General features: G+C 65.8%; 15 protein-coding genes. 9 read left to right on the top strand and 6 right to left on the bottom strand.

Going from position 1 to position 11,083, the window contains the following annotated elements; translation table 11 throughout:
- Positions 1 to 332: 332 nt before the first annotated feature.
- A complete protein-coding gene (dksA, locus tag ASF32_RS05690) occupies positions 333 to 752 on the top strand; it encodes an RNA polymerase-binding protein DksA (RefSeq protein WP_056424729.1) in 420 nt (139 codons plus the stop codon).
- A 203-nt stretch (positions 753 to 955) separates the two neighbouring features.
- Positions 956 to 1,132, top strand: a complete 177-nt coding sequence (locus tag ASF32_RS25875) for a hypothetical protein (RefSeq protein WP_200919058.1) — start codon at positions 956 to 958, stop codon at positions 1,130 to 1,132.
- A 15-nt stretch (positions 1,133 to 1,147) separates the two neighbouring features.
- Here the strand turns inward: ASF32_RS25875 and flgH are convergent, their stop codons facing one another.
- The 4 genes from flgH to flgF all read right to left on the bottom strand — a co-directional run bounded on the left by flgH (position 1,148) and on the right by flgF (position 4,622).
- A complete protein-coding gene (gene flgH / locus ASF32_RS05685) occupies positions 1,148 to 1,915 on the bottom strand; it encodes a flagellar basal body L-ring protein FlgH (RefSeq protein ID WP_056424727.1) in 768 nt (255 codons plus the stop codon).
- Between the two features lie 37 nt (positions 1,916 to 1,952).
- A complete protein-coding gene (flgA, locus tag ASF32_RS05680; protein ID WP_056424722.1) occupies positions 1,953 to 3,002 on the bottom strand; it encodes a flagellar basal body P-ring formation chaperone FlgA in 1,050 nt (349 codons plus the stop codon).
- Positions 3,003 to 3,077: 75 nt separating this feature from the next.
- Entirely contained in the window at positions 3,078 to 3,869 is a 792-nt protein-coding gene (flgG, locus tag ASF32_RS05675) for a flagellar basal-body rod protein FlgG (protein WP_056424719.1), read from the bottom strand.
- A 12-nt stretch (positions 3,870 to 3,881) separates the two neighbouring features.
- Positions 3,882 to 4,622, bottom strand: coding sequence for a flagellar basal-body rod protein FlgF (gene flgF / locus ASF32_RS05670; RefSeq protein WP_056424716.1), 741 nt, complete (start codon positions 4,620 to 4,622; stop codon positions 3,882 to 3,884).
- A 272-nt stretch (positions 4,623 to 4,894) separates the two neighbouring features.
- Here flgF and fliL point away from each other — a divergent pair, with 272 nt between their 5' ends.
- The 6 genes from fliL (at position 4,895) to ASF32_RS05640 (ending at position 9,262) form a co-directional block, all read left to right on the top strand.
- Complete coding sequence (gene fliL / locus ASF32_RS05665) at positions 4,895 to 5,395, top strand: flagellar basal body-associated protein FliL (RefSeq protein WP_056424713.1); 501 nt, start codon at positions 4,895 to 4,897, stop codon at positions 5,393 to 5,395.
- Between the two features lie 27 nt (positions 5,396 to 5,422).
- Entirely contained in the window at positions 5,423 to 6,640 is a 1,218-nt protein-coding gene (gene fliM, locus ASF32_RS05660; protein ID WP_056424709.1) for a flagellar motor switch protein FliM, read from the top strand.
- A gap of 7 nt (positions 6,641 to 6,647) precedes the next feature.
- Positions 6,648 to 7,178: a DUF6468 domain-containing protein gene (locus ASF32_RS05655; RefSeq protein WP_056424706.1), complete on the top strand. Its 531-nt coding sequence runs from the start codon at positions 6,648 to 6,650 to the stop codon at positions 7,176 to 7,178.
- On the top strand, positions 7,175 to 8,026 hold the full coding sequence (locus ASF32_RS05650; protein ID WP_244483597.1) for a hypothetical protein: 852 nt from the start codon (positions 7,175 to 7,177) through the stop codon (positions 8,024 to 8,026). The genes ASF32_RS05655 and ASF32_RS05650 overlap by 4 nt, the downstream gene beginning before the upstream one ends.
- Before the next feature lie 142 nt (positions 8,027 to 8,168).
- Positions 8,169 to 8,840, top strand: a complete 672-nt coding sequence (locus ASF32_RS05645; RefSeq protein WP_056424703.1) for an invasion associated locus B family protein — start codon at positions 8,169 to 8,171, stop codon at positions 8,838 to 8,840.
- A gap of 47 nt (positions 8,841 to 8,887) precedes the next feature.
- Positions 8,888 to 9,262 carry a hypothetical protein gene (locus ASF32_RS05640; protein ID WP_056424699.1) on the top strand — a complete coding sequence of 125 codons (375 nt, stop codon included), beginning with the start codon at positions 8,888 to 8,890 and terminating at the stop codon, positions 9,260 to 9,262.
- A gap of 96 nt (positions 9,263 to 9,358) precedes the next feature.
- Here the strand turns inward: ASF32_RS05640 and ASF32_RS05635 are convergent, their stop codons facing one another.
- A complete protein-coding gene (locus ASF32_RS05635) occupies positions 9,359 to 9,571 on the bottom strand; it encodes a hypothetical protein (protein ID WP_056424696.1) in 213 nt (70 codons plus the stop codon).
- Positions 9,572 to 9,775: 204 nt separating this feature from the next.
- Complete coding sequence (locus ASF32_RS05630) at positions 9,776 to 10,219, bottom strand: DMT family transporter (protein WP_056424691.1); 444 nt, start codon at positions 10,217 to 10,219, stop codon at positions 9,776 to 9,778.
- Between the two features lie 263 nt (positions 10,220 to 10,482).
- Between ASF32_RS05630 and ASF32_RS05625 the strand changes: the two genes are divergently transcribed.
- On the top strand, positions 10,483 to 10,731 hold the full coding sequence (locus ASF32_RS05625) for a hypothetical protein (RefSeq protein ID WP_056424689.1): 249 nt from the start codon (positions 10,483 to 10,485) through the stop codon (positions 10,729 to 10,731).
- Positions 10,732 to 11,083 lie beyond the last annotated feature (352 nt).

Raw genomic sequence — 11,083 nt, 5'->3', positions numbered from 1 at the left:
TCACGACGGCCCAGCCGCATACCGGCCGTACCGCTCCGGCGACAGCCATTCGCGCAACCTGTCCGACTGCGTACGGTCTCGATTGCCACCGCTATGGGCTAATCTGACGCGCCGTCACCCGACCCCGATAATCCTCGGCGACCGGGTGGAACCGCCACCGACGGCCCCCCGCCGGCAGGATGCACCCGTTGCGTGTTTGTCGCATGGTATACGCATCATGAAATCAGATGAGGTTCGGGACGTCGGGTGCGTTGTAGTGTGGGGCGCCCTCAAGTATAGGCACGCGAAACATCGCCGCGTACCGGCTGTGACGGACTTGCGAAGGGGCGAGGATGGCGACAGTCAAGATCGAAGACGGATATGTTCCGTCTGAGAACGAGCCGTTCATGAACGATCGGCAGCGTGAGTATTTCCGCCGCAAGCTGGTGGGTTGGAAGGCCGATATCCTGCGCGAGGCGCAGGATACACTCGTCGCACTTCAGACCGAGAACGAGAACCATCCCGATCTCGCCGATCGCGCGTCGTCCGAAACCGATAGGGCCATCGAGTTGCGGGCGCGGGATCGGCAGCGCAAGCTCACCGGCAAGATCGACGCGGCGCTCGCCCGTCTCGAGGACGGAAGCTACGGATTTTGCGAGGAAACCGGTGAGCCGATCTCGTTGAAGCGGCTCGATGCCCGGCCCATCGCCACCCTGTCCCTGGAAGCGCAGGAGCGCCACGAGCGGCGCGAGCGCGTCTATCGGGACGAGTAGCACCAACCTCACGTCATCAACCGGCTCTATCGGGGATGGCATCGGTGATCAAGCATTGCGCACACCGGAGCCCGAGCTTTCGATCCGATGGTCGGGGCCCGATATCCGGCGTAAGCTTGGCAGGGCATTGATTTTCTGCGCCGGAACCTTCGCGCTCATCTCGTAATTACTGATACGACTTCGCGTCGATCAAGGATCCCGAAATGGACAATGAAGTTCTGATCCTGGTGCTTGCGCTCGCCACCTTCGCTCTCGTGATCGGGGTGGCGATGTGGCAGCGCCGCCGTGTCGCCGCGCTCAAGAAAGATCCCGAACGCTCCGCCTTCGTGGACAATCACGGCACCGCGCCGCGCCCGAACCGGCCCGGCACCGACCATTGACCGGCCTCTTTCGGCTTAGAACGGAAGCAGGATGTCGACGAGCTGCTGGCCGTAACGGGGCTGCTGCACATCGGTGATCTGACCGCGACCGCCATAGGCGATGCGGGCCTGGGCGATCTTCGAGGAATCGATCGTATTGTCGGATTCGATGTCCTCCGGCCGGACCACGCCGGCGACGATGAGTTCGCGCACCTCGAAATTGATGCGGATTTCCTGCTTGCCCTCCACGACGAGGTTGCCGTTGGGCAGGACTTGGTTGACGATCGCCGCGATGTTGGTCGTCACCGTCTCGTTGCGCTGGACCGACCCCGAACCATCGCTCGATGAGGTCGATGTCCCGGCGATCAGCTTGTCCGGGCTGATCCCGGCCGCGGCGACGGCGGCGCTGCTCTCCAGGCCGAAAGCGTTGGGAAGGCCCATTCCTTCCGCATTGGAGCGGGAGCGCTTCGTCTCGTTGTTCAGGTTGGCGCGGTCGGTGACGTTCACCTTGATCGTCACGAGATCGCCGATCCGGGCGGCGCGCTGATCCTTGAAGAAGGCGCGCGATCCTGTCCGCCACAGGGAGTTCGGTGCGTAGGAGACCGGCTGGACGTCCGGCATCGGCAGGCGCACCGGGCGGTAGCCCGGCTGCGAAGTCGGGTCCTCGATGGCCGAGAGCGTAGGCGTGGCGCCGACCTGCGACAGCCGATCGACCGTATTGCAAGCGCCAAGGGCCGACGAGACCAGCACGGCAGCGGCAAGCGAAAGCGGCTTGAAGGTGAGGCGGGTGGTGCGGTTGGTCATGGGAGCCAGCTTTTTTCCTAGAGGCGATCGGATGGGATCAGCGGGCGGCGTCGAACGCCGCGCTGGCCTGGCGGCCGAGGCTGGCGGGCGAGCTGACCGAGACGCGGCCTGGGCCGATCACGGTGGCGGCGAGGGATTTCTTGGAGACGGGATTGGTGACGGTGATCGCGGCACCGAGGCGGCCGTTCTCGTTGGCCTGGCCGCGCAGGGAGAGGTTGAGGCCGGGGGCATCGAACACGATGGTCACGGCTTCGCCACGCTGGACCATATCCGCCGGTGCGACGTCGCCGGATCGGAGAATGGAGCCGGCACTCAGGCTGCGCTGTGCGACCTGGCCGATGGAGACGACCGACCCGGCCTGGGCGTCGGGGGGCGTCGCCTCCCGGGGGCGGCGCTCGATGGTGACATCGGTGGCGCTGACCGTGTCGCCGCGATTGAGCGTGCGAGTGAGAATCTGGACCTCGCGGATTTCCTGCACGAGTCCGGCGACGCGCAGGGATGCCTGACGCTCGCCCAGGGTGATGAGGGCAGCGACCCGCTTCAGGCGCGGATCGTAGGTGACGTCGAGGGCCGTCGCCTGTCCGTCGAGATCGAGGGGGGCGAGGAGAACGGTGTTCTCCCCATCAATGCGGATCGCGAGGTTGCGTGGATCGAGCCCGTAGGACGTCTCCAGCACGCGCTTGATCGCGGCCTCGATCTCGGTCGGGCCCACGCGCCGAGCGGCGCGCTGGACCGAGACCTGAGCCCGCCCGCCCGTCTCGATCTCGCCGAGCCCGAGGGGCGCGATCGCGTCGGCGATGCGGCGAGCCTGGATCGTACCCGACGCCCCGAGCGCCGGCGCGCGGAACAGCGCGCGCTGAGCGAGATCCGCCGGCGCACCTTCCACGAGATCACCGAGGGTCAGGATGTCGCCGCGTGCCGTGACGTCGCCGCGGAGGCGGAGCCGCTGGCCGTTGTTCTCCGCGAGAACCTGCACGGTCATGAAGCAGAGGGCCGCCAGGGCGAAGAGGGCGCGCACCACGATGCCGGGGGTGAGCGTGGCGGCGCGCCGTGACTCGGCGGCGGGGATCTGTCTCAGGGCGTACATGGCATGACGCTTTCGGAGGCGGGGTAAAATGGAAGGACGAGGCCGGGACGTCAGGGGAGTGAGGCGCCCGCACCGTCAGGCGCGGAACATCTGCGACGTTGTCGAGAGCATCTGGTCGGCCGCCGTGACGACCTTCGAGTTCATCTCGTAGGCGCGCTGCGCGGCGATCAGGGACGAGATCTCGTTGACGGCGTTCACGTTCGCCTCTTCGAGGTAGCTCTGCTGCAGGTTGCCGAAGCCCTCGGCGCCCGGCAGGCCGTTGATGGGGGGGCCGGATGCGGCGGTTTCGACGAACAGGTTGTCGCCGATGGATTCGAGACCGACCTTGTTGACGAAGCGGGAGAGCTGGAACTGGCCGAGATTCTGCGGCGCGGTCTGACCCGGCACCGTGGCCTGGATCGAACCCTGCGCGCTGATCGTCACGCTGGTCGCATTGTTGGGGACGGTGATGCCCGGATCGACGAGGTAGCCGTCGCGGGTCACCAGCTGTCCCTGTGCGGAGAGGTCGAACGAGCCGTCGCGGGTGAAGGCGATGCGGCCATCGGGCATCGTGACCCGGAACAGACCCTCGCCGCGGATGGCGACGTCGTATTCCTTCTCCGTGGATGCCAGCGGACCCTGCGACATCGTCCGGGCGGTGGAGGTCGTCTTAACGCCCGAGCCGATGGCGAGGCCGGCGGGAAGCTGGGTATTCTGGTCCGAGGTCGACGAACCGGCCCGGCGCAGGTTCTGGTAGAGCAGATCCTGGAAATGGGCGGTCTGGCGCTTGTAGCCGGTGGTCCGCAGGTTCGCGATGTTGTTCGAGATGACCTGGACGTTGAGTTCCTGGGCCGCCATGCCTGTGGCGGCAGCGTAGAGGGCGCGCATCGCCTGGGTTCCTTACGCGACGTCGGCAAGGCGGCGGATCGCCGTGCCCCGCAATTCGTCCAGGCGCGAAATCACGCCCGAGACCATGGTGTAGGTGCGGTTCACGTCCATCAGCCGGGTCATCTCGATGACGGGCTTGACGTTGGAGCGTTCGAGGGCACCCGATTCGAGGCGGCCGTTCACGCCGGCGGCCACCGGGGCCGCCTGGGACGAGTAGAGGTTGGCGCCTTCGTTGGTGAGGGCCTGCGGGTTGGGGAAGGTCACCATCCGCACGCGACCACGGATGCCGAGATTGGTGGAGACCGTTCCGTCCGGACCGATGGCGATGCCGGTTTCCTGGGGGTTGATCTGGATCGGCCCACCCTCGCCCTGGACGGCATAGCCGTCGCTGGTGACGAGGTTGCCCTGAGGGTCGGTCTCGAACGCACCGTTGCGGGTGTAGCGGTCGCCGGTCGGAGTGCGGACCACGAGGAACGCCTCGCCGCGCACGGCCACATGCAGAGGATTGCCGGTCTGCTCGATCGGCCCCTGGGCGAGGTCGAGGGCCGTGCCCTGATCGATGACGTAGGAGACGCGCCGATCCTGCCGCTGGAACGAGTCGGCGCTCGCCACCGGCATCAGGTATTCCTGGAACCGTGAGCTGCGGCCCTTGAAGCCCGTGGTGGAGACGTTCGCCATGTTGTTGGCGATCACGTCGAGTTCACGCTGCAGGGCGACCTGACTGGAGACTCCGACAAACAGCGCGTTCTGCATGGATCGAAAGGCCTTGGGCTGCGGCGACGTTAATCATGTCCGCACAGCCCATGCCATCCGCCGAAAAATGGATTTGATGAACAGTTTTAGATGCTTGGTGCGAGTCTGGCTTGCTCCCGTTCGCTGATCTTCCTCTCCCCACGGCAAGAACCGCCCGGCAGAATTTGCCTCCTTAACGAGGTGTTAACCGTAGCCACAGATATATCCCTGCAAGGGGTCGCGGGCACACATCGCCGAACGCACCCTGAGACGAGATCCGAAGGGGGCGCGCCATGGCGAAGAAGCCGACGAAGACCCCTTCCGCCGACGGGGAAGACGCCGAAGGCGAAGCCCCGAAGGGTGGAAAGAAGAAGATCATCATCATCGGTGCGGCCGTGCTGCTGCTGGCCGGCGGTGGTGGTGGATATTTTATGATGAAGAAGAAGGGCGGCGACGATCACGCCGCCGTCGAGGTGAAGAAGCCCCTCGTCTTCCTCGACGTGCGCGAGATGACGATCAACCTCGCCAACGACCCCGGCCAGGAAAAGCCGCGCGTCGCCAAGGTCAAAGTGTCCCTCGAACTGAAGGACGCCAAGGTAGAGAATGAGGTCAAGCCGCTGATGCCGCGCATCGAGGACACGTTCCAAGTCTACATGCGTGAGCTGCGCGCCAGCGATCTCGCCGGCTCGGCCGGCCTCTACCGGCTCCGCGAGGAACTGCTGCGGCGCGTCAATGTCGCGATCCATCCGGCACGGGCCGAGGCCGTGCTCTTCAAGGACGTGATCGTCCAGTAATTCCCCTCAACCGGTATCGAGACGGTCATGGCAGGTCCCGAAGACGAGCTCGAAGAGGACGATTGGGCAGCCGCCCTGATCGCGCAGAACGCCGAAGGCGGCGAAACCTCGCTCGCCGACGAGTGGGGCGCCGCTCTCGCCGAGCAGGGCACGAGCACGCATGCCAGCGACGTCGCCGCCGAATGGGCGACGATGATCGAGGACGGGGAGACCGACAATCTCCCCGAACTCGCCGGCAACGACCGCATCCTGAACCAGGACGAGATCGACGGCGTCCTCGGCTTCTCCTTGCGCGAATTGTCGGCCTCGGGCGCCGGTGGTGTCCGCGCCATCGTGGATTCGGGCGTCGTCCAGTACGAACGCCTGCCGATGCTGGAAATCGTCTTCGACCGGATGATCCGGTTGTTGTCGACCAGCCTGCGCAACTTCTTCCAGGACAACGTCGAGGTGACCCTCGACAACATCACCTCTGTCCGCTTCGGCGATTATCTCAACGCCATTCCGCTGCCGACACTGCTCGGGGTCTTCCGGGCCGATGCCTGGGAGAATTCCGGCCTCGTCACGGTGGAATCGAACCTCGCCTACTCGACCCTCGACCTGCTGCTGGGCGGCAAGCGCGGCGGCTCGGCGACCCGGCTCGACGGGCGTCCGTTCACGACCATCGAGATGCAGCTGGTGCGGCGCCTCGTGGAGATCATCCTCAGCGATCTCGAACTCTCGTTCCAGCCCCTCTCGCCGGTGCGCTTCGGCATCGACCGGATCGAGACCAACCCGCGTTTCGCCACGATCACCCGGCCGGCCAATGCCGCCATCCTGATCACCCTGAAGCTCGACATGGACGGCCGCGGCGGCCAGCTCCAGATCCTGTTCCCCTACGCCACGATCGAGCCCATCCGTGAACTGCTCATGCAGAGCTTCATGGGCGAGAAGCTCGGCCGCGATCATGTCTGGGAGAGCCACCTCGCCACCGAGATCTGGCAGGCCGACGCGACGATGGATGCGGTCCTCCACGAGATGATGCTGCCGCTGAAGAAGGTGCTGTCGCTCAAGGTCGGCGACACGCTCATGTTCGATACCAAGCCCACGGACCTGATCTCCGTGCGCTGTGGCGACTGGGCCCTGACGCAGGGGCGCATCGGCCGGGTCGACGACAACATCTCGGTACAGCTCACGCGGCCGCTGCGGCGCTCGCGCACCACGTTCCAGGCCTTCGAGGCTTCCATCAACAACCGCAACGACGGGTGACCGCGCCATGAGCCTCCTCGTCACCCTCGCAGCCGACATCCTCGTTGCCGTGCTGCTCGTCGCCAGCATCGTTTCGTCGGTGAGCTTGAGCCGGCGCATCACCCGGATGAAGGCCGATGAAGCGGCCCTGCGCCAGACGATCGGCGATCTCGTGGTGGCGAGTTCCACCGCCGAGCGGGCGATCATCGGCCTGCGCGCCACCCTCGACGAATGCGACCGCACCCTGGCCGACCGTCTCGGCACGGCGGAGCGCTATGCCGCCGATCTCTCCGCCCATGTCCAGGCCGGCCAGACCGTGATCGCCCGCATCTCGGCCATCGTCGCGCATTCCCAGCCGTCGCAGTTAGCCGCGGTGCCGCCCGTCGAAATCCGCCCCTCCGACATCCGCCCGACGGAACTCCGCGCCAGCCGGACCCAGCCCGAGCAGGCGCCGGTCGCAGCATCGAGCCCTAACGGTGAGCGTCTCGGAGCCGCCGCCGCCGCCGCGCTCGCCATGTCCGAGCGCGCCCTTGGACGCCTGCGGAGCCGCGCCGCATGAAGAAATCCGGCTTCCTCGTCCGCGCGGGGCAGAACCACCTCGGAAAGCTGCGGCCGGGCCGTAAAGGTCCCGGCCAGGTTCGGCCCTACAAGCTGCGCCTCATCGATGCGGTGACGATGGCGGCCGTCGGACTGCTCGTGCTCAAGCTCGGCGCCATCGTCGTTGACGATATGGGGCCGAGCGCGGCCTCGGCCGGTGGGCAGCTTCCAGACTTCGCCAGGGTCCTCGCCAAGGCGCGGACCAATTACGAACTCGCCGACCCGCAGACCACGGGTTCGGTCACACCGAAAGAGCCGGAGAAGCCGGCGGCCGAGCCGGAGCCGCCTGCTCCACGGCCACCGCCGCCCGCGGAGCCGATGCCGGCCAGCGAGCGCGCCATCCTCGAAAAATTGTCTGCCCGGCGCGACGCGCTCAAGCAGCGTGACGAGACCCTGAGCCTGCGTGAGCAGATGCTCGGCACCGCCGAACGCAAGCTCGAAGAGAGCGTGAAGGATCTCAAACGCAACGAAGAGAGGCCAGACGGGGCCGGCGCCCAACAGGCCGAGGCCGAGAGGGCGGCCCTGAAGAACATCGTCACGATGTACGAGACGATGAAGCCGAAGGATGCCGCCCGCGTCTTCGACCGTCTTGCCCTCGACGTGCTGGTGCCCATCGTCCTGGCGATGAACCCGCGTAAGATGGCCGACGTCCTGGCCCTGATGCAATCGGAGCCCGCCGAGAAGCTGACCGTGGCCCTGGCCAACCGCGCGCGTGGCCAGACACCGACGCAGCAGCCCGTCGTCATGGGCCTTGGCCCCAACGAATTGCCGGCCATCGACCAGGGCACCGGCCAGGACAAGCGGCGTTGAACCCGGCGGGTAGATCAGGCAAGGCGAACGGGTCGGATTGCCGGTGGGCGACAAATCGCGATGCCAACCGGTGCATTGCGCTCGGAGGCAGGGAGGGCTAGGCGGCAGGCGTGACTTCGTTCGAACGCCGGATGCCCGCTTGATGCGTTGGAGACATGTTTTACCCCTGGTCGGCGTGATCTCGCTTGCCGCGATCGGGGATGCCTGGAACGCCGCTTACGCCCAGGAGGCCGCGCCGGAGCAGGACGCACCGGCCGCCGAATCGTCGCCGAAGCCCAAACCCAAGCCGAAACCCAAGCCCGCACCGAAACCGGCCGCTGCCGCCCCAGCCGCGCCTGCGCCCATCGCCCCCGCCAAGGCGACGTGGCCGGAAGGAGCCAGCGCGCTGAGCGAGAGCTACGGCGATTGGAGCATCAATTGTTCCCGCGAGAATCAGGCGACGATCTGCTCGGTGGTCCAGGCCCAGGGATCGAAGCGCGACAATCGCCGCGAATTCGCCATCGAGCTCAAGCCGCCGGCGAACGACCGCACCGATGGACTGATCCTGATGCCGTTCGGGTTCCAGATCGAGGCGGGGTTGAGTTTCAAGATCGACGAGGCGGTCCTAGGCAAGGGCGCCCCCTATTACACCTGCAGTTCCGAAGGGTGCCTCGTCCCGGTGAGCCTGCCCACCCTCGCCACCGACACGATGAAGACCGCGAAGAACCTGCTCATTCTCGCACCGAAGCAGGACGCCACCGAACCCACGACGATCACCGTGCCGCTCAACGGCTTCGGTGCCGCCCTCGCCCGGGCCAGCGCGCTCTCGCACTGACGGCAAACAGTCAGGCGATGCGACAGACAGGTAGGAAAACGCCACCCATGAAGCAGATCTTGCTCGCCTCGCTCCTGTTCGGAAGCCTGACGCTCCCGCTCGCCGCACAGCCCGCCCCGGATGCGCCAGCGCCCCCGGACACCAAGGAAGAGCGCCAGAAGAACACCGCCGCCAAGCTCGCTGGGCTGTTGCAGTTCGTCTCGGCGTCCTGCCCCGAAGCGAAACCGAATTACGAGACCTTCAAGACGGTGGTGCGGAGCCTCGGTCTCGAGCCCGATGCCTTGGCGGGCGGCGAACTCATTCTGCGCGTGAAGGCCTATGCCGACGTCTATTCGCAGGACGTTCCGGCCAACTGCGCCAAGGCGCTGGAGAATTTCGGCGCGAACGGCAAAACCCTTCCGGGCCTCGTCGTGAAGCAGTGACCGGATCGGGTATCAGCCCGATCCGCTTGTACAGACCGTCGATCCGGGACCGTCGTCGGTCCCGGATGGGTCAAAATTCGGCCGTCGGCATACGTGTCAGGGTTTGGACGTCGCCCTGATCGACGCATCCGGGCAGTTCGGCAGGATTGCCTTGCCGACCTTGTTGTCCGGATCGCAGGCGGGAACGGCGGGGGCTCCGCCATTCTCGGCCCTTTCCGTGCGAAGCGATTCGAAATTCCAAACGCCGACCCAGATCACCGCAAGGATCGCAGCCAGACCCAGCAGCACCATGGGCATGAGGCGACGCATTAGCGAGGCGCCGTCTGCTGGACGGGCGCGGTATGTGCCGTGTCTCCGTTTCGGACGAACGCATATAGAATTCCTGCCGCAAGTAGGGCGAAGACGGCGATCAGAACGGGAAAGTAGCGGTGCATCGGTGTTCCTGAGGACGAAATGTGAGAGTGACCGGCCCGGCGGGAGACGGGCGGCGCTGTAAGGGTTCGGCCCGATGGGCTAGGAGCTTGCCACCAGGGCTACGCCTCCGATCATCAGTAGGCCGCCGACGATGCGCCACAGGGTCGCCGGATGGCGTTCGAAGCCGACCCATCCGAAATGATCGAGCATGATCGAAGCGACGACGCCCGCCGTCACGAGCATGCCGAGGAAGGGAGCCGCCCCGATCTGACGCGCCACCATAAGCTGCGCGACAACGATGCCGCCGCCCAGCACTCCGCCGAACCATGCCCACCAGGGGGCCTCGAGGACCTGAGCCGTGGTCGGCAGCGTGAGCTTGCCCGATGCAAGCCCTACGAGAAGCACGCAAGTGGCCGTTCCCGCTGCCACGACGAGGCCCGCACTCAGCGAGCCGCCGAAGCTTTTCGCCAATGCACCGTTCTGTCCCGCCTGCACAGCGTTCGCGACGCCGGCGAGCAGTACGAGGCCGTACAAATACCACATCGGTTACCGAACCCATCGATAGCCTGCGTCATCTAGGGCGGTAACGCGCCGGGGAGGTGCGACATCTGCGCAGTCGCCGTCTTTCCGGGATGATTCCGGTGCCGTGAAGCGTCTAACCCATACCCTCGGCCCCGAGGGGGATATGACGACTTCGCCCCGTCTGGCCTATGCCGGGCGGGGCTTTTACTATCGCGATCTCCATTGTCCAGTATGGATATTTCCGGTCGCTCCCGCGTTACCTCCGGGCATTCGCAGGAGCACCTATGAAGACCTTAGCCATCACATTCTGTGCGCTCGCCGTTTCTTCTCTCGCGCTCGCCCAGATGACGACGTCCGCCGATGCGCGCTCGCGCTACTCGAAGCGCGGCCTTGGCACCCCCAGCATGTCGAACAATACTGGTGGCCGCAGCGGTCGCGACAGCTCGGCGGCGGGCGGCAATTCCAGCCAGCCTTCACGCCGGTCCGGGGGCGGAAGCGCTGGCGGTGGCAGCGGCGGAAACGGCGGTCTGTAACGTCCATCATCGACCGGATCTGTCCCGTCCGCCCTGGGCAACGCCGACATATGCTCGAGCGTCAGGGTAGCCCAGCCTCGAAAGCCGGGGAGATGTTTGGGGTCGATGTGGTAAATGTGGGATCTCACATGATATGAAGGGTCATTCCTCCCAAGGAATGTCCTTCTGAACACTGCCCTGCTTGGCGAAAGCCGAGTGGGGCTTTTTGTTTGTTCGGAGGGCGAGATAGCGCGGATCCGACGATATCGCGCTTCGGAAGAATGAACGCGCCAGTATCGCTCGAGCGACGCGCAGTTTTGAGACAGCGCGCCAGGCGCCCGTTAGGCGGGCGTTAGCCTCGAAGGGGGAGAGT

It is taken from the genome of Methylobacterium sp. Leaf91, from assembly GCF_001422815.1.
GTDB lineage: Bacteria > Pseudomonadota > Alphaproteobacteria > Rhizobiales > Beijerinckiaceae > Methylobacterium.
The sequence above is the reverse complement of the archived record's forward strand: the minus strand, read 5'-3'. Positions and strand labels throughout refer to the sequence as shown.

Coding starts and splice junctions, on each gene's coding strand:
- dksA (WP_056424729.1), top strand. CDS start 333: ATGGCGACAGTCAAGATCGAAGACGGATATGTTCCGTCTGAGAACGAG.
- ASF32_RS25875 (WP_200919058.1), top strand. CDS start 956: ATGGACAATGAAGTTCTGATCCTGGTGCTTGCGCTCGCCACCTTCGCT.
- flgH (WP_056424727.1), bottom strand. CDS start 1,915: ATGACCAACCGCACCACCCGCCTCACCTTCAAGCCGCTTTCGCTTGCC.
- flgA (WP_056424722.1), bottom strand. CDS start 3,002: ATGTACGCCCTGAGACAGATCCCCGCCGCCGAGTCACGGCGCGCCGCC.
- flgG (WP_056424719.1), bottom strand. CDS start 3,869: ATGCGCGCCCTCTACGCTGCCGCCACAGGCATGGCGGCCCAGGAACTC.
- flgF (WP_056424716.1), bottom strand. CDS start 4,622: ATGCAGAACGCGCTGTTTGTCGGAGTCTCCAGTCAGGTCGCCCTGCAG.
- fliL (WP_056424713.1), top strand. CDS start 4,895: ATGGCGAAGAAGCCGACGAAGACCCCTTCCGCCGACGGGGAAGACGCC.
- fliM (WP_056424709.1), top strand. CDS start 5,423: ATGGCAGGTCCCGAAGACGAGCTCGAAGAGGACGATTGGGCAGCCGCC.
- ASF32_RS05655 (WP_056424706.1), top strand. CDS start 6,648: ATGAGCCTCCTCGTCACCCTCGCAGCCGACATCCTCGTTGCCGTGCTG.
- ASF32_RS05650 (WP_244483597.1), top strand. CDS start 7,175: ATGAAGAAATCCGGCTTCCTCGTCCGCGCGGGGCAGAACCACCTCGGA.
- ASF32_RS05645 (WP_056424703.1), top strand. CDS start 8,169: ATGCGTTGGAGACATGTTTTACCCCTGGTCGGCGTGATCTCGCTTGCC.
- ASF32_RS05640 (WP_056424699.1), top strand. CDS start 8,888: ATGAAGCAGATCTTGCTCGCCTCGCTCCTGTTCGGAAGCCTGACGCTC.
- ASF32_RS05635 (WP_056424696.1), bottom strand. CDS start 9,571: ATGCGTCGCCTCATGCCCATGGTGCTGCTGGGTCTGGCTGCGATCCTT.
- ASF32_RS05630 (WP_056424691.1), bottom strand. CDS start 10,219: ATGTGGTATTTGTACGGCCTCGTACTGCTCGCCGGCGTCGCGAACGCT.
- ASF32_RS05625 (WP_056424689.1), top strand. CDS start 10,483: ATGAAGACCTTAGCCATCACATTCTGTGCGCTCGCCGTTTCTTCTCTC.